The sequence below is a fragment of the Arthrobacter sp. P1_H7 genome (genome assembly GCF_056405215.1).
The window spans coordinates 70466-93291 of the sequence record NZ_JBFUCO010000003.1 but is presented as its reverse complement, the minus strand read 5'-3'; the positions used below and the strand labels follow the sequence as shown (position 1 = coordinate 93291).

Sequence of the window (22826 nt, the reverse complement as noted above, 5' to 3'; positions counted from 1 at the left end):
GACGGCAGCCCCTTAGCGTCGGACGATTGACCTCAAGAGCCTCAATGCTACCGACAGTGAGGCCATGTCATCGGCCTCGAGCGCATTGACCTCGTCAAACATTGACTTCGCCCGGCCCAGCTGCTCCGCGTTCTGGCCCTCCCAGACCGCCAGCCGCTCCTCCGCGGGAGTCCCGGCGGGGGTGCACTCCAGCACCGCCGTCGTCATGTCCGAGACGGTGGAGTAGAGGTCATCGCGCAGGGCTGCACGGGCCAGGGCCTGCCAGCGGTCCTCCCTCGGCAGCTTGGTGATGCGTTCGAGGAGGGAATCTGCATGGAAGCGGTTGAAGACGGTGTAGTACACGTGGGCAATATCGGCCACGGATTCCTTGCTGCCGTGGACGATCTTGGCGATGTCCAGGAGCACGAAGCTCTCGAACAGTTCCGCCCACCGGTGAGCCAGGTCTTCCGGAAGGTCCCAGCTGCGGGCCTTCTCCAGCCATTCGGCCACGCGGGCGCGGTCGTCGCCCCGGAGGTAGTCGAGCAGCCGGGCCCGCATGGGATCCATCAGCGGCTTGAATTCGGCCACGATCTCGGCGATCGGGCGGGACGCCGAGCCCTGGCCGAGAAGCCACCGGACGGCGCGGTCCAGCAGCCGCCGGATGTCCAGGTGGACGGTGCTCCAGTGTTCGGTCGGGAACGACGCCGGCAGTTCGTTGAGTTCCTTGACCATGATGTCCAGCTCGTAGACCTCGCGGAGGGCCACGAACGCCTTGGCGACGGCCGCCTCCGTGGCCGAGGTTTCCTCGATGGCACGGAACGCGAAGGTGATGCCGCCGAGGTTGATCATGTCGTTGGCAACCACGGTCGCGATGATTTCGCGGCGCAGCGGGTGGGTGTCCAGTTCGGCGTCGAACCTCTCCCGCAGCTGCTCCGGGAAGTAGGCCCGCAGCGTCATGCGGAACCACGGGTCATCGGCGAGGTCGCTGTCGCGCAGCGCGGTGGCAAGTTCGATCTTGGCGTAGGCGGCCAGGACCGACAGCTCCGGGGAGGTCAGCCCCTGGCCCTGTTCCAGGCGCTCCCGCAGCGTGTCCGTGGTGGGCAGCGCCTCCAAGTCCCGCTTGAGGTCCGCAGACTTTTCCAGCCAGTCCATGAGCCGTTCGTAGCTGGGGCTCCATTCGGAGACCCGCATCCGGTCGTTGAGGAGCAGGATGTTCTGGTCGATGTTGTCCTCGAGCACCAGCCGGCCGACCTCGTCGGTCATCGAGGCCAGGAAGTCCGCACGCTCGGCGGGCTCAAGCTTGCCTGCCGCCACCATCCGGTCCACGAAGATCTTGATGTTGACCTCGTGGTCCGAGCAGTCCACGCCGGCCGAGTTGTCGATCGCGTCCGTGTTGAGGATGACGCCCTGCAGCGCGGCCTCGATGCGTCCGCGCTGGGTCATCCCCAGGTTTCCACCTTCCCCGACCACCTTGACCCGCAGTTCGCGGCCGTCCACGCGGATGGCGTCGTTGGCCTTGTCACCGACCTCGGCATTCGTTTCAGTGCTGGCCTTGACGTAGGTGCCGATGCCGCCGTTGTAGAGCAGGTCGGCCGGGGCGAGGAGGATGGCGCGCAGGAGCTCCGGCGGGCTCAGCTCCGTGGTTCCCTCCGGGAGGCCGAGGGCGGCGCGGACCTGCGCGGACACGGGGATCGACTTGGCCTGCCGGGCAAAGACGCCGCCGCCTTCGCTGATGAGCGACTTGTTGTAGTCATCCCAGGAGGACCGGGGCAGCTCGAAGAGCCGCTGGCGCTCCGCGTAGGACGTTGCCTCGTCCGGGGTGGGGTCGAGGAAGATGTGCCGGTGGTCGAAGGCGGCCAGCAGGCGGATGTGCTTGGAGAGCAGCATGCCGTTGCCGAATACGTCGCCGGACATGTCGCCGACGCCCACCACGGTGAAGGGCTCGGCCTGGGTGTCGAGGTCCAGTTCGCTGAAGTGGCGCTTGACCGACTCCCACGCGCCGCGGGCGGTGATGCCCATGGCCTTGTGGTCGTAGCCGACGGAGCCGCCGGAGGCGAAGGCGTCGCCGAGCCAGAAGCCGTATTCGCCGGCCAGTCCGTTGGCGATGTCGGAGAAGGACGCCGTGCCCTTGTCGGCCGCGACCACGAGGTAGGAATCGTCGTCGTCATGGCGCACGACGTCGGCCGGGGGCCGGACGGTTTCGCCCGCGGGCGTCACGATCAGGTTGTCCGTGATGTCCAGGAGTCCGCGGATGAACGTTTTGTAGCTCTCGACACCTTCGGCCATCCAGGCGCTGCGGTCTGCCGCGGGGTCCGGGAGCTGCTTGGCGTAGAAGCCGCCCTTGGCACCCGTCGGGACAATGACGGCGTTCTTGACGGTCTGCGCCTTCACCAGGCCCAGGATTTCAGTGCGGAAGTCCTCACGCCGGTCCGACCAGCGCAGGCCGCCGCGGGCCACCTTGCCGAAGCGCAGGTGTACGCCCTCGACCCGGGGCGAGTAGACCMAGATCTCGAACATGGGCCGCGGGAACGGCAGGCCCTCGATCAGGGACGGATCCAGTTTGAAGCTCAGGTGGGGCTTGTTCTGGAAGTAGTTCGTGCGGAGCGTGGCCTGGATGAGGTTCTTGAACGTGCGCAGCACGCGGTCGGCATCGAGGGTCGCGACCTGCTCGATCGCTGCATCCAGGCCGGCGAGGACCTCTACTTCCCTGAGCACACGGTCGGCGTCGCTGAGCGCCGGGTCGAACCGCGCTGTGAACAGGGCGCTGAGTCCCCTGGTGACATCCGGGTTCGCCAGCAGGGTGTCAGCCAGGAATCCGAAGGAGTTGGTGTTGCCCATCTGCCGCATGTACTTGGCGTAAGCGCGCAGTACGACCACCTGGCGCCAGTGCATGCCCTCCCGCAGCACCAGCCGGTCGAAGCTGTCGGATTCCACGGCGCCGGTCACGGCGGCGCCGAAGAACTCACCCAGCAGCTGGCCGGTGGCTTGGGGATCCACGCCGGCGGGGTACTTGAGGCCAAGGTCGTAGAGGAAGAAGTCCCGGTGATCCGCGGTCTCGATCTCGAACGGGCGTTCGTCCAGGACCTCGAGGCCGAGGTTGTGGAAGTACGGCAGGATCTGGCTCAGGCTCTTCGGCTCCAGCATGTAGAGCTTGACCCGGGCGTCCTCTTCCAGTGTGGCTCCGGCGCCATCGGGGAGGTACACGTGGACACCGGGGTGCTCCTTGACGGCTTCGCCGGCACGTTCGGCCGCGGCACCGTACTTTTCGAAGCGGTCGATGTCCTGCAGCGCGTCTTCGATCTCGTAGTCCACCCGGTAGCCGGCCGGGAATGCTTCTGCCCAGACGGCTGCCAGTTCCTTGGCGCCGCTCTCCTTGGTGCCGGCGTCCCCGCCGTCGCCGCGGGCGCGCAGAACTTCGGAAATGCCTTCGCCCCAGGAACGGGCGGCCCGGACCAGGCGCTTCTCCAGCTCGTCGCTGTTGACGTTGCTGACGTCGGCGTCCTTGGGCAGCCGGATCCGGAAGAAGAGGCGGGCCAGAGCGGACTCTGTCATGCGCGCCTCGTAGTCGATGGAGACGGCGTTGAAGGTCTCCCGCAGTTCCTGCTCAATGCGCAGGCGGACGTTGGTGGTGTAGCGGTCGCGGGGCAGATAGACGACGGCTGACATGAAGCGGCCGTAGATGTCGGGGCGGAGGAAGAGCCGCGTCCGGCGGCGCTCCTGCAGCCGCTGGATGCCGGTGGCGATGGCGGCGAGGTCCGGGATTTCGATCTGGAAGAGCTCATCGCGCGGATAGGTTTCAAGGATGCCCAGCAGGTCCTTGCCCGAGTGCGAGTCCGGCGGGAAGCCGGCGTCGCTGAGGACAGCGGCCACTTTTTCCCGGACGACGGGGATATCGCGGACGGAACCGGCGTAGGCGGTCGTGGCGAACAGGCCGATGAAGCGGCGTTCCCCGTTGACGTTGCCGGCGGCGTCGAAGCTCTTGACGCCGATGTAGTCCAGGTACGCCGGGCGGTGCACGGTGGAGCGGGAGTTCGCCTTCGTGATCACGAGCGCGCGCTTCTCGCGGGCCTTCTTCCGGCCGGCCTCGGTGAGGTGCTGGACCTGTCGGGCGTCCGCGCCGGCGCGGAGCAGGCCGAGGCCGCTTTCCTCGCGCAGTTCGAGGACATCCTCGCCGGATTCGTTTACGAGGTCGTATTCGCGGTAGCCGAGGAAAGTGAAGTTCCCGTCATCGAGCCAGCGAAGCAGGTCCTGGGCCTGCCGCAGCTCGGCAATCTGCGCCCGGTTGGCCACCCGGTCCAGATCCGCGGAGATCTCCAGGGCCTTCGTGCGCATCTTGGGCCAGTCTTCGACGGCGGCGCGGACGTCGCCAAGCACGCGGGAGATTCCCTTGACCAGTTCCGCGCGCTTCTCCTCGTCGACGAGGTCGATCTCGACGGCGATCCAGGATTCCATGTGCGAGGCGTTGTCGCCCTCGGCGATCAGGTGGGAGAGGTTCGGCATGGCCGCCGTGTCACCGCTGGAGATGCCCAGGTGAGAGGGGACGCGCGCCACCTTGACGAGATCGCCGGTCTCCCGGTTGCGGGTCACCACGAAAAGCGGGTGCAGCACGAGGTGGATGGGCGCGTTCTGGCGGACCAGCTCGGCGTTGACGGAATCCACGAGGAAGGGCATGTCATCGGTGACGATGTACAGGACGCTGCAGTCGGCCTCGTCACGGAGGGCGATGTTCGCGATGCCCGGCTTCCGCGTCGCCGCGATCTGGCGGTGGGTTTCGGTCCTTGCCGTCAGGACTTCCTGGGGATAGGCCCGGAAATCCTCCTCCGCGAGGTGCTCGTAGTAATCCCCGAGGTAGCTTTCGCTACTACCGATCGAAACGGGCTGATCCTCCACGCTGGACCCAGACGACATCGAAACGCCTCCATAAAAGAAGTTCACAGCCGCCTCTTTGCGGCCCTTACGTTGACACTAACCCTTTGCCCGGCGTCGTGCTGTGGAAGAAAAGACAAAGGATTTCTTGATTCGCTGGGCAGGTGCACAAACCAAAGTGGCGATCGCATGCCGCAGCTCGGATTCAGGGGCGGATTCGAGCAAAAGTGCCCCCGACAGGAGGGCGGCGTCGCTCGCGGCGGGGTCGGAGGGCAGGAACGCCGACAACGGCGCCGAGGGGCCGTACCGCTCCCAGGCGGCCCGCAGCTGACGTTCTGGCGAGCGTCCAACGGCGGAGGTTCTGACTTTATTCAGGACCACGTGGGGCGATGCCTGCGGGACGGCCGTCCGGAGTTCGGCGAGGCCGCGGACGAGCCTCGGCACCCCGATGGAGTCCGCTGCCCCGACGGCAAAGACCGTGTCGGCCAGTTCCAGGCTTCGCAGGGTCGCGGCGTTGCGGCGCGGCGCGCCACTGTCAAAGCCCAGCGCGTCATCGGTTTCGAGGCAGAAGCCGGTGTCCACCACAGTGACATCCGCAATCTCCCGGGCACGGTCCAGCACCAGTGTGAGGGCCGCAGCGCGCAGTTCCGTCCAGCGGTCCGCCCGTGTGATGCCGGTGAGTACCCGCATTGTCCCGGCCTTGGTCGGCACCGTCGTGGCGATCCTGAGCAGGGCATCGGCGTCGAGCAGACCCTGGTCTGCCAGCCGGCAGGCCTGGGCCAGCCCGGCGGCCTCGTCAAGCAGACCCAGGAGGGCGGCCACGCTGGCACCGTAACTGTCGGCGTCGACCAGCAGCACGGATTGGCCTTCCGCGGCCAGCTCCCCCGCGATGTTGGCGGCCACCAGGGTCCGGCCCGGCGCGCCGGCCGGGCCCCAGACCGCAATGATCCGGCCCCTCGCGGCTGGGGTTGCGGTGGCTGGGGGCGCCCCGGAGGACCGCAGCACGTGCCCTGCGGCCGCGACGGCGACGGACGAGGCGCCGTCACCCGCGGCCAGCCCCGGCCCGTCTCCGGCGCCGCTGAGCTGCGCCACCGCCGCGGAAATCCGCGCCGCCAGGGCCGCGGCATCAATGGCGCGGGCTTCCGCTGCCACGCCAATGGTCCGCAGGCGGACCGTTTCCTCAGGGTTGTCGGTCAGGGCGATAACGACGACGCCAACGGCGGACAGCCGGTCCACCAGCGAGGCCGTCAGCTCTTCGCTGCCGGCCGCTACGACGGCGGCGCGGGCCAACCCGCTCTGGCAGGCGGCCAGCAGTTCCGCCAGCTCGCTGCACCGCCGGACAACGGACACAGGCCCGTGCAGCCGCTCGAGTCCGCCGACCAGGTCATCGCGGGAGTCCCCCACGGTCACCACGGGAATGCTCATCGCGCGGTACCGCCCGGGTTCCACACGACCGCGATCTTTGCTTTGTTGGCCTGGGCCCCCAGCAGCTTGGGCATCTGGGCGTCCGGGACGAGCACCATGACCACCGTGGAGCGGGAGGAGCCCAGGGCCGTGCTGCCCGAGGTGATCTGGGCAATTTCGGCGCCGGAGAGGAGCAGGGTGGGCTCGCTGAAGCCGTTGCGGGTATCCGGCAAGGCTACCCAGACATCCACGCGCGAGCCCGCCACGGCCTGGGCGGGAAGGTTCTCCTCGACGGTGACGGCGACCGGCTTGCGGTTCAGCCCGTCCAGTTGCCCGACACTCTCGCGCGGCAGCAACTGGTCCTTGCCGATCCGCTGCACGGCCACGAGTCCGGCATCCAGGCCGGCCTCCGGGGTCAGGTAGTGCTGTTCCAACTCCCCGAGCCGTACCTTGACCCGGTGCAGTTTGTCGGCTGTCAGCGTCTCCCCCACGGCGATCGGCTCCCGCGCTGCATACGCTTCCGTGGTCTGGTCCGCGGCACCGACCAGCGAGACCACGCCCACCACGGATGCCAGGACGAGCAGGATTCCGACGAGGAGCCGGGGGTCTTTCCAGGACGGCCTTTTCAAACGGGCCCCTCCGGCTGCCGCGCTTCCACTCATGCGTCCGCTCCCCCTGTCGTCGCCGTCCGTTCCCGGGATGCCGGGCACCCCTATTGTTGCGCCCGGGCCGCCCTGGTGGAAGATCCAAGGCCAAACAGGCGCAAACTGTGGATAACGGCACCAGTAGGCCTCAACGGTGGCAAAATGGATTCATGCCCCGATTCCTGACTCTCGCTGACGTTGCCGAGCAGCTCCAGATCAACTCTCCGGCCGCCTACGCACTGGTTCGCAGCGGCGAGCTGAAGGCAATCCAGGTGGGCGGGCGCGGCCAGTGGCGCGTCGAGGAGACGATGCTCGAGCAGTACATCCAGGAGCGCTACGCCGAGGCCAGCCGCATGATCGAAGAGGCCAAGGCGAAGTCCGCCGGAAGTTGAACCTGGCGGGCTGACTAGCCGCCTGCGGCACCAACGGATCTGATGCCCGCGAGGGCGCCGAAGGGAATGGCCACCACCTGCCGGGCGTTCGCCGGAGTCCGTTCCCCGCCCTCCCGTGTCACGGCGAGGTCCAAGAAGTCCCTGCCGACTGTGTCAATGACGCCATGGAGCCCGGCATCCGCCCCATCGTGAGCGACAAATATCGTCACCGGCGCACGGTTTCTGGCGAGTCCCCGGAGGGCGCTGCCCAAACCGAGCCGCCGACGGACGATTGACGGTTCGGAGACCGCCACCCGCGAAAGACCCCCATAGTGCGCCACCGCGGCGTAGGGAATGAGTACCTGGTGCTGGGGCTCGTCAAGGACCAGGGCTTCGCTGCCCGCATGGCTCAACACTCCCTCGAACGCCCTCCCCGAGGACAGGTGCACGCGGATACTGAGCCCGAGGGACCCCCGGAGCCGGTCCGCGAGCTCCACTCCCGCAGAGTCCACCAGTGCACGCTCGGCTATTTCGGCCTCAAATTCCAGCCGCTGGCGCCCAGCCAGCTGTCCCTCCATGTCCTCAAACAAGGCATCCCACCGCATGGCGCCAGCGTAGGCGGGCCTCCCGCACCGGTCAATCCGTAGGCAACCCTGTCCACAGGCACGGACTGAACCTAGACAAACGGGACGCAATGGGATCACACTTTGTTAAACAGTATTAAGCATAATCAAACTACATCAAACAGTATCAAAAGATATTCATTCTGACTGGAGGAAACAGCCCATGGACCGGACAGCAACACCGCAACCCGGGGCCCGACCCCTGCCCGGCGCCCTGCCAAGACAGACAGTTCGGGCCGACGCCGCCATGGCCGCCGTCATCCTGCTGCTCGGGATCTTCCTCGCGGCTACGGGAAGTTTCCTCATTCAGCGCTGGCAGTCCGGCTCGGCGCGCCGGCAGTCACTGTCCTTCGAGGACCAGGTGGGGATCGTGGCAAATACGGCCGGGCTGATTGTCATCACCTGGTGGGTGATGTCGCTCGCCATCGCCGTCGCGGCGGCACTGCTGGACCGCTTCGGCAGGACCCGCGCGGCGGCCGCCACGGCCCGGTTCAGCCCGGCGTTCATGCGGCGGCTGGTGCTCGCCGCCGTCGGGCTGCAGCTGCTGACAGCGCCGCTGGCCAACGCGGCCACTGCGCCCGGCGTGGCCGGGCCGGACCGGCCCGGCCCGGCAGCGGTGTCGGCTTCGTGGACACTGTCGCCCGGGCAGGCCGTGGCGCCGGACCCGCAAGGGCCGGGGGCCGGTACCGCGCTGGATCCGCGGTGGAAGCCACTGAGCCCCATCGTGGATGCCGGACCATTGGCTGCACGCCATGTGCGCGCGCGGGACATCCCCGGCGCCCGCAGAGAGGTCACGGTCCGGTCCGGCGATTCGCTGTGGAGCATCGCCGCGGCGGCGCTGGGGCCGTTGGCTTCCGACGCCGACATCGCCAGGGAGTGGCCCCGGCTCTATGCGGGCAACCGCGACGCTATCGGAGCCGACCCGCACTTGCTGCGGCCCGGACAGGTCCTGGTCCTCCCGCCGCCACGCTAGGCGCGCGCCGCACCACGGGCCGCAGCCCCTGCCCCGCGCCCTGCCCCGCGCCCGGCTCCGGCTCCGGCTCCGGCTACACCGAAGACCACAGCACGGGCCGGCCGGAAGTTCATCCGGCACCAGCTGGCCGCACACGCACCAGCCACCCGCATTAGCCATCAGCCATCAGCAAAGGAACCGTCATGAACGCAGTCACCGGGATCCGCTCAGCCGCGGCGACCCCTGTCCCGCACGCCCCCGCCCTCCGGGTCGTGTCCGGCACGGCAACACCAGCGGCCAACCACGCCGCCGCGGCCCCGCCGCCGCTGCGCGTTGTTGACGAGGCCCGCGAGATTTGCGCGATTTCCCGCAGCACCGTGCAGGCAGCGATCGAAGTGCTGGCCGGCACGCGGCCCGCACAGCAGCTCTCCCGGCGCCTGGACCCGCGCTGCCTGGCTGCCCTGCAGCACCGCGCCGCACTCACCCGCCGGGTTGCCTCCGGCAGCTCGCCAACGGCGGGCAGGCTGCACCGCAACCCGTCCGTCCGGTCCGTCCGGGCCTGCCGCGTATCGGATGACGTCTACGAGGCCAGCGCGGTGGTGGTCGAGGAAACACGGGTCCGCGCAGTCGCGCTGCGGCTGGAGCGCGGCACGGCGGCCTGGCGCGTCACCGTGCTGGAGATCGGCTGAACGGCAGGGCCGGAGGCGGAAAGCCGGCGGAAGCCAGTAGCGGGCCGACGGCAGCAATGGGCAGGAACCTGCGGGACCGGCCCCGGCCCGCAAGGAAAAGCCCGGCCTGTCAAGGAAAGGAGGCGCAAACACGGGAGGACCGGAGCAAATGCTCCGGTCCTCCCGTGTTTGCGTCGAGCCTAGCGCCGCTTCTTCTTTGCAGTGCGGCGGCCAATGTCCTGCGCCGCGGCCTTGGCCGGATTTCCCGAACGTCCGGAGACCTTCGCCTCGATCCGGGTCTGGGCGGCACCGTCCTCGCCAGGGGCGGTGTACTGCAGCTGCGCAGGTTTCTCCGGGGCTTCGAGTCCGGCAGCATGGATCTGCGGCTCGTGGTGTTCTGTGTGCTGGCCCTCGGCGTCCGCCACCACAACGTCCTCCGCCGGTGTCACTTCGACGTCGAGGTTGAACAGGAAGCCGACACTCTCCTCGCGGATGGCCTCCATCATGGCCTGGAACATGATGAAGCCCTCGCGCTGGTACTCCACCAGGGGGTCACGCTGGGCCATGGCGCGCAGCCCGATGCCCTCCTTGAGGTAGTCCATCTCGTAGAGGTGTTCCTGCCACTTGCGCCCGATGACGGACAGGACAACCCGGCGCTCCAGTTCGCGCATGCTCTCGGAGCCAATCGCCTGCTCCCTGGCCTGGTACACCAGACGGGCATCGGAGAGGATCTCTTCCCGGAGGAAGTCGACCGTGATCCGGGACTTGCCGCCGGCCTCGTCAATGACGTCGCGCGGAGAGAAGCTCACGGGGTAGAGAGTCTTGAGATTCGACCACAGGAGGTTGAAGTCCCAGTCATCGCCAGTGCCCTCGGCTGTGGCTTCGTCGATGAAGGCGTTGATGGTGTCTTCCAGGAAGTACTGGACCTTCTCGTGGAGGTCATCGCCTTCGAGGATGCGGCGGCGGTCACCGTAGATTGCCTCGCGCTGGCGGTTCAGGACGTCGTCGTACTTCAGCACGTTCTTGCGCTGTTCGGCGTTGCGGCCCTCCACCTGGCCCTGGGCCGAGGCGATGGCGCGCGAGACGAGCTTGGATTCGAGGGCGACGTCGTCCGGTACGGAGCTGTTCATGAGCCGCTCGGCCGCGCCGGAGTTGAACAGGCGCATCAGGTCATCGGTCAGCGAGAGGTAGAACCGGGACTCGCCGGGGTCGCCCTGGCGTCCGGAACGGCCGCGGAGCTGGTTGTCGATGCGGCGGGACTCGTGCCGTTCAGTGCCGAGCACGTAGAGTCCGCCCAGGTTCAGGACTTCCTCGTGTTCGTCCTTGACGGACTGCTTGGCGGCTTCGAAGACCTCGGGCCATGCGGCCTCGTATTCCTCGGAGTTCTCCTCCGGGTCCAGGCCGCGTTTGGCCATTTCGGCGACGGCGGTGAATTCTGCGTTGCCGCCGAGCATGATGTCGGTACCGCGGCCGGCCATGTTGGTCGCGACCGTGACGGCGGCCTTGCGGCCGGCCTGGGCCACGATGGACGCTTCACGGGCATGGTTCTTGGCGTTCAGGACCTCGTGCCGGACGCCTTCCTTGGCCAGCAGCCGGGAGAGGTATTCGCTCTTCTCGACGCTGGTGGTGCCGACGAGGACAGGCTGGCCGTTTTCGTGGCGTTCGGCGATGTCCTTGACGACTGCGTCGAATTTGACGGTCTCGTTCTTGTAGACCAGGTCGGCCTGGTCGATCCGTGTCATGTCACGGTTGGTGGGGATGGCAACAACGCCGAGCTTGTAGGTGCTCATGAACTCGGCGGCCTCGGTCTCGGCCGTGCCGGTCATGCCCGCGAGCTTGTCGTACATGCGGAAGTAGTTCTGCAGCGTGACGGTGGCGAGCGTCTGGTTCTCGGCCTTGATCTCGACGCCTTCCTTGGCTTCGATGGCCTGGTGCATGCCTTCGTTGTAACGGCGGCCGGCGAGAATACGTCCGGTGTGCTCATCGACGATCAGCACCTCGCCGTCGAGGATGACGTAGTCCTTGTCGCGCTTGAACAGCTCCTTGGCCTTGATGGCGTTGTTCAGGAAGCCGATCAGCGGCGTGTTGGCGGACTCGTAAAGGTTGTGGATGCCGAGGTAGTCCTCGACCTTTTCAATGCCGGCCTCGAGGACACCGACGGTGCGCTTCTTCTCATCGACCTCGTAGTCAGTCTCGGCCTGCAGGCGCATGACCACCTTGGCGAATTCGCTGTACCAGCGGTTGGTGTCCCCCTGCGCCGGACCGGAGATGATGAGCGGGGTGCGGGCCTCGTCGATGAGGATAGAGTCCACTTCGTCGACGATGGCGAAATGGTGGCCGCGCTGGACGAGTTCCGAGCTGTCCCACGCCATGTTGTCGCGCAGGTAGTCGAAGCCGAATTCGTTGTTCGTTCCGTACGTGATGTCCGCGGCGTACTGCTCGCGGCGCAGCGCAGGGTCCTGGTTGGAGAGGATGCAGCCGCTGGTGAGGCCGAGGAAGCGGTAGACGCGGCCCATGAGGTCGGACTGGTATTCGGCGAGGTAGTCGTTCACGGTGACGACGTGGACGCCTTTGCCGGTGAGGGCGTTGAGGTAGGCCGGAGCGGTGGCCACCAGGGTCTTGCCTTCACCGGTCTTCATTTCGGCGATGTTGCCCAGGTGCAGGGCGGCGCCGCCCATGAGCTGGACATCGAAGTGGCGCATGCCGAGGGTACGGGACGAGGCCTCGCGTACAGCCGCGAACGCTTCGGGCAGCAGATCGTCGAGCTTCTCGCCGGCCTGGTGGCGTTCGCGCAGACGGTCAGTTTCTTCACGGAGCTCGGCGTCCGTGAAGGTCTGGAAGGAGCTCTCCAGGGCATTGATGGAATCGGCATAGTTCCGCAGTTGCCGCAGGGTTTTTTTGTCACCCGTGCGGAGAAGTTTTTCGATAAGTGATGCCACGTGAAGTTGCTCCCAGTCTCAAGCTGCCGAATTCTGGCGTGTTTAGTCTACGGGAGAGACGCCGCGCCGGTGGCGCCTGTTCCCTCACAGCGGATAGTACGGTTCACCGGGCAGCCATGGCTTCGGCGAGCGCCGGCGCAAGGTTCCCCGTTGGCGAGACAACTACGTCGTCCAGTCCCAGCCACTCTGCCATGAGCTGCAGTTCCGCGGCGAGTTCGACGGCGGTGTCCTCCGGCGCGCCGGGTTCCGCATGGGCGGCCCTGGCCAGGAGCCGCCCGCCGGCCCGGTCCGCTTTGAGGTCGACCCGTGCGACGATCGCGTCGCGGAGCAGGAACGGCAGGACGTAGTAGCCGTACTTCCGCTTCGGCTCGGGCGTGTAGATCTCGATCCGGTAGTGGAACCCGAAGAGCTCCTCGAGCCGCCGGCGTTCGAACACGAGGGAGTCGAAGGGGCTCAGGAGCGCCCGGCCGGTGGCTGAGCGCGGCAGTTTCGCCTCCGTGTGGCGGTACAGGGGCCGGTCCCAGCCGGCTACCGTGACCGGCTGCAGCCGGCCGCTGTCCACAAGGTTCCGGACGGCCACGGCGGCGTCCTTCTGCGGTGTCCGGAAGTAGTCGGCGAAGCACCGCACGGTCCCAATACCGTGGGCCTGGGCTGCGGCGTCGATCAGCCGGTCCATGGCGGCGGCCGCATCCGGTTCGGGTGCCGCCGCTTCCCCGTCCGGTCCGGGAAGCACCCGGGCGGTGAGGGTGTAGCGCCGTTCGAAGGATTCGGTCCGCGAGGATGCGGAGACAAGGCCCTCTTCGAAGAGGTGTTCCAGCACCCTTTTGACGGCGTTCCAGTTCCAGCCCCAGTTGTCCCGCTGCTGGTCCTCCACGTGGCCGAGCCGGGCTGTCAGTTCGGCGGCGGTCAGCGGCTTCCCGCCGGCCAGGGTTTCCAGCACCTTGGCCGCCACCCCGTTGCGCAATTCGGGGTCCATCGCATGCGCGCCCACCCATTTGCGGCTCTGCCACTGCACGAGATCGTGGAAGTGGTCCGGGCGGATGAAGCAGGCTTCGTGGGCCCAGTACTCCATCATCCGGCGCGGGTGGGTCCCCGCCATGCGCGCCAGGATGGTGCGGTCGTAGTTGCCGAGCCGCGAGAAGAAGGGCAGGAAGTGGCTGCGGGACACCACATTGACGGAGTCGATCTGAACCAGGTGCAGCCGGGCAAAGGTACGGCCCACCGCCCGTGCACTCACGGGTCCGGTGGGCCGTTCCTTCTCCAGTCCCTGGGCTGCCAACGCGATCCGCCGTGCCTGTGCCAGGCTCAGCGATGCTTGCACGTTAGTCCCTTCGTCGGAAAAGTCTGCACCAGCTTATGCGCTGGCGGGCTCATCCTCTGAACGGTAGGCCAGGATTTTCTCTTCCAGACTCGAATGTCCGGGCTCGCACGTCTGGTCCAGGGAGATGACCCCGTAGGTCCAGCCGTCACGGCGGTAGACGACCGACGGCGCCTTGGTCTCCTTGTCCACGAAAAGATAGAAGTCGTGGCCCACAAGTTCCATGTTGTCGACGGCGTCATCGAGGGTGAGCTGGGACGCGGCGAACACCTTGCGGCGGATGAGCACGGGCGAGTCGCCGGCCGGAATATCGTTCTCGACCTCATACGGCGACTTCTCTGCCGCCGTCGCCTGGCTCTCCTGCTGCTGCGCCGCCTCGACGTAGAGGGGTTCGCTGGGGCTGGCCGGCTCCAGGGCTGCCGTCGCTTCGGTGACGGACTTGGGGGTATGGCGGCCGTGGTGGACCTTTCTGCGGTCCCTGGCCCTGCGCAGGCGTTCAAGAAGCTTGTTGTAAGCGAGATCGAACGCAGCGAACTTGTCGGCGGCACTCGCTTCTGCGCGGATTACTGGGCCGCGTCCCAGGACTGTCAACTCAACCGTGAGCGATTCGGCGGTCTGGCGGGCCTTGGTCTCTTTGGTGACCTTCGCGTCTACCCTCTGGACCTTGTCTCCCAACGACGCGATCTTTGAGATCTTGTCGTCGGCATATTCGCGGAACCGGTCTGAGACCGTCAAGTTGCGTCCGCTGATCATGAACTCCATGGTGCCCTCCAAATGACTTCGGTGACACGACGGCGGTACTTCCCGGGGGCCGATCTGACTGACAGTCGAGCCCCTTTCCGAGCCGCTATCGACAGGTACATCTGTTCTTGGTACCCATCTTCGACGTTAGTTCATAGACACCTGTTATTCATCCTTTTACGGTTTATTTTTTTGGCTCCCGCCGATCATCCGCGCCGCCGCGGGGCTGGCGGCGCCGACATCAGCGGGAGCCGGCGGGCGTGTCGCGGCCAGCACAACGGCGCCGCTGACAATGGCCCCCGCGGCCCGGAGCGCACGGGCCGCCTCCGCCAAGGTGGCGCCGGTGGTCAGCACGTCATCGACGATGATGCAGGGACGTCCTTCGACTCGCGCAGGCCACGGACCAGACCTGGCCCGCATGGATCCGCGCACGCGCCGGGCGCGCTCACCCCGGCCCAGTCCCTTCTGTCCGCCGGGCAGGGAGCGGGCCCCTGCGGGGCCGGCCCGTAACCGGTCCCACGGGGGCAAAGCCGGCGGCTTCGTGGTCCACGCGGGCGGCACGGATTTCCGCAGCGCGTCCGCGACGGTGAACCCTGCGAGTTCATTGCCGCGGACGAGCCGACGGAGCAGGAGATGGACGGGGCTGAAGCCCCGCATGCGGAAAGCGGCGGCGCTCGTGGGCACGGGGACGAGGACGAGTTCCTGCCCGGGCCCGGCCGCGGCGTGGAGGGCGCGCGCCAGGCCCCGGGCCAGCTCGGCGCCCAGCCGGGCCTGCCCGTGGCTTTTGAAGGACAGCAGGCACTGCGCCAGCTCGGCCCGGTAGGCCCCAGCCGCCACCACGGGCAGCAGCACGGACCCGTCCATGTCCATCAGGGCCGGAGCCTGGGCCTCTGCCCGGAACGGCCTGAGCGTCAGCAGGCGCAGCTTCCGGGAGCACGCGCCGCAGAGTGCCGAGTCCTCCGCCCCGCAGCAGACGCAGTCCACTGGAATGGCCAGGGCGAGTACCTCAGCCGCCGCGTCGGCTGTCCGGTCCCCCAGCCTCGCCAGCGGCCGCGCGTAGCTCCCGCGGTGTCGCGCCGCCCTGGCCGCGGCCGGGGCGAGGTCAGGATCCGCGGCCGGGACGCGGGTGGTGTGGCTGCCCATCCTCCGATCCTGGACCGGGGGCGCCCCCGGTAGTAGCCCGGCGGGCAGCTATGTGGACAACAACCCGGCCGGAACCTTCACCGGATCCGGGTGATGGCGGCCCCGCCGTCGTCGTCGCCGTCGTCGCCGTCGTCGTTGCAGGGGGCGCCGTCCGAGGGAGCGTCGGTTAGCCGGGGAACGAGGGGTCGATGGGGCCCTTGAGCTGCGGTGACCAGCCGTTGCCCAGCCGCTGGAAGATCCCTTCCGCGGACTGGCCGTAGATCTCGGCGGGTCCGTTGCCTGCGCTGAGGGCGGTCAGCCCGGGCCACGGCGCCAGCTGCTGCGGCTGTGCCGAGGTCAGCGACAACAGCTCGGGGGTGACGGCATCGCTGGCGGAGGCCTTCATGACCGCGACTGTGGTGTCATCCACCCAGACGCCTTGATCCGGATCCCGTGGAGTCAGGAGGGTCAGGGGCACGGTCAGGTCCCTAGGGGTGCCGTCCGCGTTCCGGATGATCCCGGTGATCTGGACCTTGCTCTTGCCGTTCTGCTGGGAAATGACAAGGGCACGCGTGCCGTCCCGGGAAATCCGGAACTCCTTGACCGTCCGGCCCGAGAGCCACCCCGGCGACAGGGTGACGGTGGGTACGCTGGCGTTCTCCGCCACACCGACCGGCCGGTAGGCCACCACCTCGGTGGCGCCGCCGGCACCCGGCCCGGCGGTCCAGACCCAGTCGTACCGGCCGAACGAAGGCCGGGACAGCGCGGCCCGGGTGGTCAACGCCCTGGCGGGCTGGCCCGGAACGATCGAGTACAGCGTGGTGCGGGCGGCGTTGAGGAACGCGGCCGCCTGCGACTCGGTGGATTCCGCAGGCGCCCGGGGTGACAGGGCTGCGACGGACCGGACGTCCGGGAGCGGTGAAAGCCTGTTGTTCTCGTACCGGACCAGGTCATTGTTGCTGACGGCGATCTGGTAGGCGGGGACGCTTTCGTTCTGGACCGGAGGCAGGACCGTGCCGTTGTCCTCGACGCGCACCAGATCCTGGTTGGCCCGGAGCTCGACATTGATCACATCGGGCTGGCTGCGGAACGTCAGTGCCAGCTGCGTCTGCATCCGCAGCCGGTCCTCGTTGGAGGCCTCGACCAGGTCCTTGGCGGTGAGATCCACCTGCGCGGCGCCGGAAACCACGGGCACTGACTCGCGGGCCAGCTTGATGCCCGAAGGGAACGCGCTGACGACGGCGCCCTTGAGGTAGGGGGCGGGTCCGCCCAGGAGCGCGCTCGTCATGGCTTTGACGGTCTTCTTGCGGATGAACCACCGGACATCGGGCACCGCGTAGGTGAACGTGGGGTCGTAGAAGTAGATCGGGTAAGCGCCGTAGATGACTTTGAAGGTCTCTTCCGGAATGGCCGTGCCGTCCGGAAGATCGGAGATTCGCCACTCACCGTCCACCTGGGTCACGGTGACGGGTATGTTTTCGGTGGTGCCCTCGGGAAGCTGTGTGGCCACGCCGTCGGCGTCTACCGAATAGGCGAGCTCGAGCTGGTAGTTGAAGACGTTTTCGACGCCGGTGGCCACCACAGTGGCCTTGCGGAACACGAGCGCCCGCTGGTCCGGCTTCCATGTCACCGACGAACCCTGGGTGAGGTATTGCCGGGCCACGGCGTAGTCGTCCTCGTAGCCGCTGCCGGCGAGGTAGAAGTCTTCGATCACCGCTTCGGGTCCGGCGCCGGGACGCGGCGCGGCCGGGAAGAAGACCGGGGCGTTGGGGTTGCCCGCGCTCTCGTCTGTGCTCTTGCCCACCGGCCCCGAGCGCGGAATCTGGGCGCACGAGGTCAACAGAAGCAGGACGAGCGCCAGCAGCGCAGCCCCCACGCGGGTGAACTTGCCCGAAACCCCGCTCATGCCCTGCCCTCCATCCCGGTTCCCCGAGGCCCGGCCGAACCGCCGTCCGGGATTGCCCCGCCGTCGGCACCGCTGCCGCCGTCGCCAGAAAAGTCGCCGTCGAAACCGTCTGCGTATCCGCCCGCGGACCCCTCAGCACTGGTCCCGCGGCCCGCGGTCCGTAGCGGGTCCAGCAACACCACGGTCCGCTGGCGGCCTGCCTCGGGGAGCCCGACGTTGACCGGTTCGAGCTGGAGCGGGGACCTGGTGATCGGCTCGTCCCGGCGCAGGGGAAGGGTCAGGCGGAAGTTCGAGCCGTGTCCCTTGCTCCCCCAGGCCTGCAGCCAGCCGTCGTGGAGCTTGGTGTCCTCGGCGGCAATGGACAGTCCCAGCCCGCTGCCGCCGGTGGTGCGGGCCCGGGCCGGATCGGCGCGCCAGAAGCGGTCGAAAACGCGCGCCGCCTCCGCCGGGGTCATGCCGATACCGTGATCCCGCACGGCGACGGCCACGGCGGTGCCGCTGGCGGCCACGGAAACGTTCACCGGCCGGCCCTCGCCGTGTTCGAGGGCGTTCAGGATCAGGTTGCGCAGGATCCGGTCGATCCTGCGGTCGTCCATGTCGACAATGACGCTGCCGGCCGGGGCGTTGAGGGTAACGGCGGACCCGTATTCGGCGGCGACGGGCGCCACCCCCTCAATGACATGCGCCACAAGCTGCACAATGTCGGTGGGCTCGGCGTCAAGGGTGGCGGCGCCGGCGTCAAAGCGGGAGATTTCCAGCAGGTCCGCCAGGAGCGACTGGAACCGTTCCACCTGGTTGTAGAGCAGCTCCGCGGAGCGTTTGTTGATCGGGTCGAAGTCGTCGCGGGCGTCATAGAGGACTTCGGCGGCCATGCGCACCGTGGTGAGCGGCGTGCGGAGCTCGTGGGAGACATCGGAGACGAACCGCTGCTGCATCTGGGAGAGCGTGGCCAGCTGGGTGATTTGTTCCTGGAGGCTTGCGGCCATGTGGTTGAACGAGGCACCAAGCCGGGCAACCTCGTCCTCGCCTTTGACCACCATGCGCTCCTGCAGCTGGCCGGCGGCGAGCTTCTCGGAGACGACGGCGGCATGGCTGACCGGGCTGACCACGTTGCGGGTCACATACCAGGCGACGCCGCCGATCATGAGCACCAGCAGCGCGCCGCCGGCCAGCAGGACATTCTGGATCTCGTCCAGCGTCTTCTGCGCCGTGTTGAGGTCATAGATGAGGTAGAGCTCGTAGACGGTGCCGTTGAAGGTCACCTTATTGCCGACGGCGATGCCGGGCCGGTCTTCGGTCCCTACCGGGAACTGGGTGGACGCCCAGTACTGGTCCTTGCCCGAGTCCTGCACAGCCTTGCGGAGGTCCGGGGGGATGACGCCGATGGTGAGTTGGTCCGAGGCCCGGGATTCAACCCAACGGTTGCGCGGCTTGGTCTGCTCCGGCATGGCCTCGAAGACGTAGCGCCGCTGGATCACGGATCCGCGGCCTTCGACCGCATTCAGGGTGTCATAGACCAAGGTGATGACGCTGGACTGGTCCGTGACCTGGGCGCCGTCGAACGTATCCTGGACCTGTTTGACGTTGTAACGCGTCTCCGATTCGGCCTGGGCGAGCCGTTCCTGGAACAGGTTGTTGGCGATCTGATTGGACAGGTAGGCGCCCACAACAGCGAACGAGCCCATGGCCAGCATCAGCGTGGTCAGGACGGTCCGGAACTGCAGGGACCGCCGCCACTTCCGCTGCACCGCCCGGAGCAGGTACAGGATGCCGGGCCACAGGCGCTGCATTCCGGTGCGGACCAGCCGCGCGACCCGGACGCCCACGATCCTCGCGCGCTTGGCCCACAACCGGGTCCGGAAGGCGAGACGGCGCAAAGGGTCCGGCCCGCCGCCGGCAGGCGGCGTTTCGGACGCGCGGGGCATCGAGGTGCCTGCTGGTGACTCTGGCGATGGCGCCGCGGATGACTCGGCCGACGGCGCCGCGGATGACTCGGCGGACGGCGACGTATCCGTTGCTATGGCCTGCCGGACACTGCGGTCCGCAGGCTCAGGAACCTGCTTTATAGCCGACACCACGGACCGTCAATACAACTTCGGGGGCTTCCGGGTCGCGTTCGATCTTGGACCTCAACCGCTGGACATGGACATTGACCAGCCGGGTGTCGGCAGCGTGCCGGTAGCCCCAGACCTGCTCCAGGAGCAGTTCGCGCGTAAAGACCTGCCACGGCTTGCGGGCCAGGGCAACGAGGAGGTCGAATTCCAGCGGCGTCAAGGAGATCCGGTCGTTGCCGCGGCTGACCAGGTGGCCGGCCACGTCGATCGTGACATCGGCGATCCGCAGGGTTTCCGGGGCCTTCTGGTCACCCGGGCGGAGCCGGGCCCGGACCCGGGCGACGAGCTCGGCGGGCTTGAACGGCTTGGGCACATAATCATCGGCCCCGGACTCGAGGCCGCGGACCACATCCGAGGTATCCGCCTTGGCAGTGAGCATCACGATCGGGACGTCGGACTCGGCACGGACCTGGCGGCAGACCTCAATGCCGTCCATCCCCGGAAGCATGAGGTCGAGCAGCACGAGGTCCGGCTTGGAGGAGCGGAACACGTCCAGCGCCTGTGCGCCGTCAGCGCAGAAGACGGGTTCGAAGCCGTCGTTGCGCAGCACAATACCGATCATCTCGGCCAGTGCCTCGTCATCATCCACTACCAGAATGCGTGCCTTCATAGTTATATATTCCCCCATTGAATTGGCTTTGTCGTATCGGGCGGCCCGCCGGCATGGTGCAACCGGGCCTGCCACCGCTGCCGGAACCCCGCCGCTGCACGGGACGCTGTGACAATTGCCGCGTTGTCCTGCATGCTGTGGACAGGCCCAGTGAACCGGCCCGGACCGCAGGAGGAACCCGTGAACACCCCGATCTACGAGCGCGCCCTGGGCAGCGCCTTTGCCCGGTTGCAGCCGGAGCTTCAAGAATACTTTGCTTTGGCGCCGGGATCCGGCCACTATGGCGTCGGCGAGGGGGTGTTCGACGTCGTCGGCTGCCGGCAGGCCTGGCTGCGCCCCCTGCTGCGGCTCACCACCGGCGAGCAGGCCTTCTTCCCCGAATACGGCGAGGGCGTGCGCTTCCGGATCGAGAACCACGCCCACCTGGACCCCTTCGGCCGGTCAAGCCTGACCGCCCGCCGGGAAATCTTCTTCCCCGGCACCACCCGGCTGTTCCAGGACACCACCAGCTTTGATGACGGCGATGACGGCAGGCCTGATAACGGCGGGCGCCGGCCAGGGCTCGTGGACTACGTGGGCCGGTACCGGCGGCTGGTCACCGACCTCAATCTCAGCGTCACACCGGAGGGCCGGCTGCGCGGCGTGTCCGAGGCGTCGCGGCTGTTCCTGGGACCGCTCCGGATCCCGCTGCCGGCAGCCCTCGATGCCAAGGCCTACGCCGAGCAGTGGTGGGAGCCGCAGGACGGCGGCCGGCACCGGATCCAGGTCAAGGCGATCCAGCCCCAGCTCGGCCTGGTGCTGGTCTACGCCGGCCATTTCGACTACCGGCTCGAGCCCTACCCCGGCGGTATTGCGACGCCGGGCTACCTGCCCGGGCACGCCCGCCCGGACGGCTGGGAAAGCAGGGTCTGACCGGGTCCCCGTCGGCACCGGGGCCCGGTTGCGGCCCGGGCCGCCGGGGGCTGAAGGTGCCGGGCTAGCCGAGGGCGAGCTGGTTGAGGCCGTCCGCGACCTGGGTCAGGCGGGTCAGGACCGCAGCCGCAGTGGCGGGTGAGTGCCGTGCCAGGCCCTCCGACGGCGTGACCCGGAGGGCCCCGAGCGTGGACGCAGGGAGACCCAGCTGCCGCCATGGGCGCCACACGTCTTCCACGACGTCGCGGACCCTTGGCAGGGACGCGGCAGGGTCAGCCACGTCCAGCGCTCCGGCCCATAGCCGCTTGCCGGCCTCCACCGCGCCCGCGAGTTGTTCCCACTGGCGCGAGGTCAGGGCCCGTAGCGGCACGGCGATTCCATCCGCGCCTGCCGCCAGGATCCGCTCGAACGGCGCCTCGACCTCGGAGACCGCCACTACGGTTTCGACGGCGCCCGCGGCCCGGAGCGCGTCGATCACCAATTGCCAGGACTCGGTAATCTCCCGGCCCGGCACCGAGCGCAGGGTCCGGTAACCGCTGGCGGTGGGAATGGTGCCGGCCAGCACCGAGGCAATTTCAGGCTCGTCGATCTGGACGACGATCCGGGCACCGGGGGCGGCCGCCGCCACCCGCTTGAGGTAGCCTTCCACGCCTGCCGCGAGGGAGTCTGCGATGTCCCGGCGGGCGCCGTAGTCGATCAGGGCCCGCTCACCGTTGTGCAGGTGCAGGCCGGCGGCAAGGCTGAGCGGCCCGCGCAGCTGGATCTTGATATCGTCCGACGGCACTTCCTCGACGCCGATCACGTCCGCCAGGATGTTGATGTCGGTGGACAGGGCCGACTTGGCCCGCTGCAGGTCCTTGCCGGGCCGGTCCACGAACCGCCATCCATGCGGCTGGACGTCGACGGCGAGTTCCACGAGCAATGAGGCGGTCCGGCCCAGGGCATCGGAGCCGACGCCGCGGTCGGGAAGTTCGGCGAGGAACGGCAGGTGCGGGCTGCCCAGTTCACCGCGGATGATGCGCGCGGCCTCGGCCGGGTCCTCGCCCGGCCAGGGGCCAAGGGCTGTCGCGGTCACCTGGCCCGGTGCGGGAGCCTCTGATGCGGCCATGGCTAGGCGCCCGCGGCGCGGGCGGCGTCCGCGGAGCCGGAGGCCTGGGCGGCCTGGTGGTCCTCGGCGATGGCCTCGTGGTGGCGGATGACCTCGCCGATGATGAAGTTCAGGAATTTCTCCGCGAACGCCGGGTCCAGGTGGGCCTCGGCGGCGAGGTGCCGCAACCGGGCGATCTGCGCCGTTTCGCGGCCCGGGTCCCCGGCGGGAAGTTGGTGCGCGGCCTTGAGGAAGCCGACCTTCTGGGTGGCTTTGAAGCGTTCGGCGAGGAGGAAGACCAAGGTGGCATCGATGTTGTCGATGCTGGAGCGGATCGACAGCAGCTCCGCCATGACCGCGGGATCCACGGAACCGGCCAGGGAACTTGCCGCCGGGTCGTAGGAATCGGTTTCGGGAAGATTGGGGTTCTGCTCGGTCATTGACCCAGTCTAGGGGTTCGGGGGCCAACGCCTCCCGCTGTTAAGCACCGTTGCGGGCCGCCCGCGGAGACACCAATGGGCATGCCCACCGTTCATGGCGAACGGTGCGCATGCCCATGTGGCTGCGGCC

At 68.0% G+C, this 22826-nt stretch carries 17 protein-coding genes; 4 read left to right on the top strand and 13 right to left on the bottom strand.

Translation table 11 applies throughout. The annotated features are described in order from the left end of the window. Positions 1 to 12 precede the first annotated feature (12 nt). The 3 genes from AC1DXI_RS03340 to AC1DXI_RS03330 are packed head-to-tail and all read right to left on the bottom strand — an operon-like array spanning position 13 to position 6911. A complete protein-coding gene (locus AC1DXI_RS03340) occupies positions 13 to 4887 on the bottom strand; it encodes an NAD-glutamate dehydrogenase (protein WP_476937430.1) in 4875 nt (1624 codons plus the stop codon). A gap of 57 nt (positions 4888 to 4944) precedes the next feature. Continuing rightward, on the bottom strand, positions 4945 to 6270 hold the full coding sequence (locus AC1DXI_RS03335; protein WP_476937429.1) for a CpaE/TadZ family protein: 1326 nt from the start codon (positions 6268 to 6270) through the stop codon (positions 4945 to 4947). After that, entirely contained in the window at positions 6267 to 6911 is a 645-nt protein-coding gene (locus AC1DXI_RS03330) for a CpaB family protein (RefSeq protein WP_476937428.1), read from the bottom strand. Before AC1DXI_RS03330 ends, AC1DXI_RS03335 begins: the two co-directional genes overlap by 4 nt. Before the next feature lie 152 nt (positions 6912 to 7063). On the opposite strand from AC1DXI_RS03330, the gene AC1DXI_RS03325 reads away from it, so the two are divergent. After that, the gene (locus tag AC1DXI_RS03325) at positions 7064 to 7285 is read left to right on the top strand and encodes a helix-turn-helix domain-containing protein (RefSeq protein ID WP_476937427.1); all 222 of its coding nucleotides are present in this window, start codon (positions 7064 to 7066) and stop codon (positions 7283 to 7285) included. Positions 7286 to 7299: 14 nt separating this feature from the next. On the opposite strand, the gene AC1DXI_RS03320 is transcribed toward AC1DXI_RS03325, so the two are convergent. Beyond that, positions 7300 to 7869: a hypothetical protein gene (locus tag AC1DXI_RS03320; protein ID WP_476937426.1), complete on the bottom strand. Its 570-nt coding sequence runs from the start codon at positions 7867 to 7869 to the stop codon at positions 7300 to 7302. A 181-nt stretch (positions 7870 to 8050) separates the two neighbouring features. Here AC1DXI_RS03320 and AC1DXI_RS03315 point away from each other — a divergent pair, with 181 nt between their 5' ends. Then, positions 8051 to 8860 carry a LysM peptidoglycan-binding domain-containing protein gene (locus tag AC1DXI_RS03315; protein WP_476937425.1) on the top strand — a complete coding sequence of 270 codons (810 nt, stop codon included), beginning with the start codon at positions 8051 to 8053 and terminating at the stop codon, positions 8858 to 8860. A 182-nt stretch (positions 8861 to 9042) separates the two neighbouring features. Further along, complete coding sequence (locus AC1DXI_RS03310) at positions 9043 to 9528, top strand: Rv3235 family protein (RefSeq protein ID WP_476937424.1); 486 nt, start codon at positions 9043 to 9045, stop codon at positions 9526 to 9528. 179 nt (positions 9529 to 9707) lie between these two features. Here the strand turns inward: AC1DXI_RS03310 and secA are convergent, their stop codons facing one another. The 7 genes from secA to mtrA all read right to left on the bottom strand — a co-directional run bounded on the left by secA (position 9708) and on the right by mtrA (position 20257). Beyond that, positions 9708 to 12446: a preprotein translocase subunit SecA gene (secA, locus tag AC1DXI_RS03305; RefSeq protein WP_476937423.1), complete on the bottom strand. Its 2739-nt coding sequence runs from the start codon at positions 12444 to 12446 to the stop codon at positions 9708 to 9710. A gap of 103 nt (positions 12447 to 12549) precedes the next feature. Next, on the bottom strand, positions 12550 to 13767 hold the full coding sequence (locus AC1DXI_RS03300; RefSeq protein ID WP_476937422.1) for a winged helix-turn-helix domain-containing protein: 1218 nt from the start codon (positions 13765 to 13767) through the stop codon (positions 12550 to 12552). 33 nt (positions 13768 to 13800) lie between these two features. Beyond that, positions 13801 to 14526 carry a ribosome hibernation-promoting factor, HPF/YfiA family gene (hpf, locus tag AC1DXI_RS03295; protein ID WP_018775207.1) on the bottom strand — a complete coding sequence of 242 codons (726 nt, stop codon included), beginning with the start codon at positions 14524 to 14526 and terminating at the stop codon, positions 13801 to 13803. A gap of 156 nt (positions 14527 to 14682) precedes the next feature. Continuing rightward, entirely contained in the window at positions 14683 to 15648 is a 966-nt protein-coding gene (locus AC1DXI_RS03290) for a ComF family protein (protein ID WP_476937421.1), read from the bottom strand. A 166-nt stretch (positions 15649 to 15814) separates the two neighbouring features. Beyond that, positions 15815 to 17533 carry an LpqB family beta-propeller domain-containing protein gene (locus AC1DXI_RS03285; RefSeq protein ID WP_476937420.1) on the bottom strand — a complete coding sequence of 573 codons (1719 nt, stop codon included), beginning with the start codon at positions 17531 to 17533 and terminating at the stop codon, positions 15815 to 15817. Next, the gene (gene mtrB, locus AC1DXI_RS03280) at positions 17530 to 19458 is read right to left on the bottom strand and encodes an MtrAB system histidine kinase MtrB (RefSeq protein WP_476937419.1); all 1929 of its coding nucleotides are present in this window, start codon (positions 19456 to 19458) and stop codon (positions 17530 to 17532) included. The genes AC1DXI_RS03285 and mtrB overlap by 4 nt, the downstream gene beginning before the upstream one ends. Positions 19459 to 19582: 124 nt before the next feature. Continuing rightward, entirely contained in the window at positions 19583 to 20257 is a 675-nt protein-coding gene (mtrA, locus tag AC1DXI_RS03275; RefSeq protein WP_026538469.1) for an MtrAB system response regulator MtrA, read from the bottom strand. Between the two features lie 180 nt (positions 20258 to 20437). On the opposite strand from mtrA, the gene AC1DXI_RS03270 reads away from it, so the two are divergent. Further along, on the top strand, positions 20438 to 21169 hold the full coding sequence (locus AC1DXI_RS03270; RefSeq protein WP_476937418.1) for a DUF4166 domain-containing protein: 732 nt from the start codon (positions 20438 to 20440) through the stop codon (positions 21167 to 21169). Between the two features lie 64 nt (positions 21170 to 21233). Here the strand turns inward: AC1DXI_RS03270 and AC1DXI_RS03265 are convergent, their stop codons facing one another. Together AC1DXI_RS03265 and AC1DXI_RS03260 are read right to left on the bottom strand one after the other, a co-directional pair. Beyond that, a complete protein-coding gene (locus AC1DXI_RS03265) occupies positions 21234 to 22277 on the bottom strand; it encodes a uroporphyrinogen decarboxylase/cobalamine-independent methonine synthase family protein (RefSeq protein WP_476937417.1) in 1044 nt (347 codons plus the stop codon). Positions 22278 to 22279: 2 nt separating this feature from the next. Continuing rightward, positions 22280 to 22696 carry a chorismate mutase gene (locus AC1DXI_RS03260; RefSeq protein ID WP_370123190.1) on the bottom strand — a complete coding sequence of 139 codons (417 nt, stop codon included), beginning with the start codon at positions 22694 to 22696 and terminating at the stop codon, positions 22280 to 22282. Positions 22697 to 22826: the final 130 nt, after the last annotated feature.

Bases quoted from the DNA above. Each gene is read 5' to 3' on its own strand.
- AC1DXI_RS03335 (WP_476937429.1), bottom strand. From the start codon at position 6,270: ATGAGCATTCCCGTGGTGACCGTGGGGGACTCCCGCGATGACCTGGTC.
- AC1DXI_RS03330 (WP_476937428.1), bottom strand. From the start codon at position 6,911: ATGAGTGGAAGCGCGGCAGCCGGAGGGGCCCGTTTGAAAAGGCCGTCC.
- AC1DXI_RS03325 (WP_476937427.1), top strand. From the start codon at position 7,064: ATGCCCCGATTCCTGACTCTCGCTGACGTTGCCGAGCAGCTCCAGATC.
- AC1DXI_RS03320 (WP_476937426.1), bottom strand. From the start codon at position 7,869: ATGCGGTGGGATGCCTTGTTTGAGGACATGGAGGGACAGCTGGCTGGG.
- AC1DXI_RS03315 (WP_476937425.1), top strand. From the start codon at position 8,051: ATGGACCGGACAGCAACACCGCAACCCGGGGCCCGACCCCTGCCCGGC.
- AC1DXI_RS03310 (WP_476937424.1), top strand. From the start codon at position 9,043: ATGAACGCAGTCACCGGGATCCGCTCAGCCGCGGCGACCCCTGTCCCG.
- hpf (WP_018775207.1), bottom strand. From the start codon at position 14,526: ATGGAGTTCATGATCAGCGGACGCAACTTGACGGTCTCAGACCGGTTC.
- AC1DXI_RS03290 (WP_476937421.1), bottom strand. From the start codon at position 15,648: ATGGGCAGCCACACCACCCGCGTCCCGGCCGCGGATCCTGACCTCGCC.
- AC1DXI_RS03285 (WP_476937420.1), bottom strand. From the start codon at position 17,533: ATGAGCGGGGTTTCGGGCAAGTTCACCCGCGTGGGGGCTGCGCTGCTG.
- mtrB (WP_476937419.1), bottom strand. From the start codon at position 19,458: ATGCCCCGCGCGTCCGAAACGCCGCCTGCCGGCGGCGGGCCGGACCCT.
- mtrA (WP_026538469.1), bottom strand. From the start codon at position 20,257: ATGAAGGCACGCATTCTGGTAGTGGATGATGACGAGGCACTGGCCGAG.
- AC1DXI_RS03265 (WP_476937417.1), bottom strand. From the start codon at position 22,277: ATGGCCGCATCAGAGGCTCCCGCACCGGGCCAGGTGACCGCGACAGCC.
- AC1DXI_RS03260 (WP_370123190.1), bottom strand. From the start codon at position 22,696: ATGACCGAGCAGAACCCCAATCTTCCCGAAACCGATTCCTACGACCCG.